Here is a 2,696-nt window from a genome sequence, read left to right on the forward strand (position 1 = left end):
GGTTGTTATAGAATCTCATAGAGTCTTCTCCGTTTTGGGTTTCGTCGCCTTCCAGCTTAGTCGAGAGGCTAAGTTGGAGGAGAAGGCTCAATGAGTATCAAACTGTTCAAGAGGGATTCGCAACGCGTGGCATTTTTACTATGCGTTGGCTTTAGTGATTAAGGTGGCATGCGGCGGCATCGGTATTGCGTTGCTCACCCCTTAACAGGGCGTTAAATTGCAATTCATGACGTAACTAAGGAAAGTTAATGATAGAAGTAAATTTTAAATACAAAAACGATTCAGGTCTTTTTACTATTGAGTTAGAGGAGCTATCAGGAGTTTGCTCAACAGAATCAGAACTAGAGACAGTTCTTGATACGTGTCTACTAAATGAAGCTATTTTAAAAAAGGCTATTGAGTACGTGCAACTTCCAATTGATACCGCATTTGATGATTCAGAACTGACGAGTGAATCTGCGCGTATTGGGTTTAGTCAGCTTTTTTACAAATATCAGAAAAGCGGTACTTTGTATTGCATCAATAGCTAGCGTGAGCCTAGCAATTTAACAAGCAATTCAAGCTGATTCGCAACGCTCGGCACTTTCGGTTTCAACTTGTTTGGTGATTACGGTGCAGTGTTTTAGTAAGGTAGCAGCGTTGCTCACAACTTAATAGGGCGTTAGTACGGGATGGGCATTAAAGGTTGCAAAATTTGGTGTTTATTGGTTTCTTTGCTCTGCTTTACAGCGGTTCAAATGTGCCTTTCACGTTCTCTCCGGTGGCACTAGATGCGCAGTGGTCGCGTTGCCAACGTCGTTTACGGCTTCTAACGTTGTAAGCAATTTCATTGGTGCGGCTTCTTTCTCGCGGATGGCTTCGCGGCGAAAAATCGTTTCTTTGGTGTGGTCGGGAAAGTTCGAAGTCAGTCTCCTTTGCAAATTTAAAGGTGCTGAAAATCATCGAGTTTTGCGTGTTTTTCTTCTAGCCAACTCGCGTTTTGAGTATTGGTTTAAGATTGGCAGTTGTCCGTTTAGCTTTCGCGTATTACACCATAAGTTTCGTGCTATATTTCAGTATCTTGGCAAATGCCATAAGCTTTAAGGGCAGCGCACTAACAAGCTGCTCAAGAGGGATTCGCAACGCGTGGCATTTTTACTGTGCGTTGAATTTAGTGATTAAGGCGGTATGCGGCAACATCGGTATTGCGTTGCTCACCCCTTAGCAGGGCGTTATAAAACAAGGAGTCCTCGTGACTGATATTTTACCTCCTCAAGTTTCAGCCCTTGTTCAAGGTGTTAATTGCCTTGAACCTTATATTTATGAAATTCACAAGGACTTTAATGATGGGAAGTTTGCTGATTGGCCAGCAGTGTTTCTTGCCACAACACTTCAATCTACAGCGGTGTCTTTATTTAAATTAATGCCACCGTTTGAAGTCAATAATGACATTCTTGATAAACGCTCCATAGCAACCTTAGTAAGAAACATTATTGATACACATGATGTCATGAGCATGATGCTTGATTGCAAAGATGAAGAGATGTTCAATCTACATCGAAATATCTTAGGAATGTACTTATCTGGACGTATTTCAAAAATACAAGGGTCAATAAGTGCGGAAAAAATCCAACCTTTTTATAAACATAGTAAAGATTGGTATTGGAAAGCGATTAAAAGTTCACCGTTATACACTCGTAATATGGAGAAACTAAGGGGTGGTGAGAGTGTGTTTTATCATAGTCGAAGACAGCGCATCGAGATCGTTTGTGGAGAGCAAACGGACTTTGTTTCTGGGATTCTAGCTGATATTTCTACATACGTTCATTCAATGCCTCCTGCTTTATGGTTAACGGATTTGGATGGTTTGTACACAGACACCATTCAAAATAGGCAAACAGTAGCCATTTGGCTCCGAATCGCCAATTTTTACTTTGCTCAATCACTAAGTATCTTTTTTAAGGTTACTCCGTATCTGGTTAGTGAAGATGCAGATTTTTATATTAAGCACCATGACACGCCGTTTTCTAACTAATTGTTTTATAACAAACTGTTTAAGAGTGATTCGCAACGCGTGGCATTTTTACTATGCGTTGGATTTAGTGTTTAAGGTGGTATGCGGCGGCTTCGGTATTGCGTTGCTCACACCTTAACAGGGCGATAGCTGAATAAAGAAACATAGGAGTATGGTGGTAATGGAAATATTTTTTGTCGGTTTATCTGCAATTTCAACGTCAGCGGCTGCCGCTGCTGCGTGGTTTTCATATCAAGTATCTAAAGACAATTTTAAATTTCAAAAAAAAGTAACTAATAACCAAGCTACTTCCTATCAGCTTAATAACGTATTGGAGTTGCTCATAAGGCTTAAAGTCGAATTGGAAGATATTGGTTCATTGTCAGATGATGAGTTTTTGAAGCTTGAGCCGCAGTTGCAAGAGATAAAAAAACAAATAAATGTATTGGCTCATCTTGTTCAGCTAAGACCTGAACTGATTAAACTAAGGAACGCGAGTGATGTGGCTCACTTAGTAGACCAAGAACTTGAACTTGCTATCGAAGTTATAAAGAGTGAAATCAAAGCCCTTTGGGATTAATTCAGCTAACAAACGACTATGGCGTCAATAGCTAATTTTTCGCTATGTTCTCATCCCACATGACGCCATCTCTTAACATAGAATTTAGTATCACAACCATCTTGCGAACGCAGGCTATGATGG

At 40.3% G+C, this 2,696-nt stretch carries 3 protein-coding genes; all 3 read left to right on the top strand.

Annotated elements, in window-relative coordinates:
• Positions 1–248: 248 nt before the first annotated feature.
• The 3 genes from AK966_RS19805 to AK966_RS19825 all read left to right on the top strand — a co-directional run bounded on the left by AK966_RS19805 (position 249) and on the right by AK966_RS19825 (position 2,573).
• Positions 249–530, top strand: coding sequence for a hypothetical protein (locus tag AK966_RS19805; protein WP_119464781.1), 282 nt, complete (start codon positions 249–251; stop codon positions 528–530).
• A gap of 701 nt (positions 531–1,231) precedes the next feature.
• On the top strand, positions 1,232–2,014 hold the full coding sequence (locus AK966_RS19815; RefSeq protein WP_119464782.1) for a hypothetical protein: 783 nt from the start codon (positions 1,232–1,234) through the stop codon (positions 2,012–2,014).
• A gap of 160 nt (positions 2,015–2,174) precedes the next feature.
• Positions 2,175–2,573 carry a hypothetical protein gene (locus AK966_RS19825; RefSeq protein WP_119464784.1) on the top strand — a complete coding sequence of 133 codons (399 nt, stop codon included), beginning with the start codon at positions 2,175–2,177 and terminating at the stop codon, positions 2,571–2,573.
• The last annotated feature ends 123 nt before the right edge of the window (positions 2,574–2,696 follow it).

This window comes from Vibrio sp. PID23_8 (assembly GCF_003584965.1).
GTDB lineage: Bacteria > Pseudomonadota > Gammaproteobacteria > Enterobacterales > Vibrionaceae > Vibrio.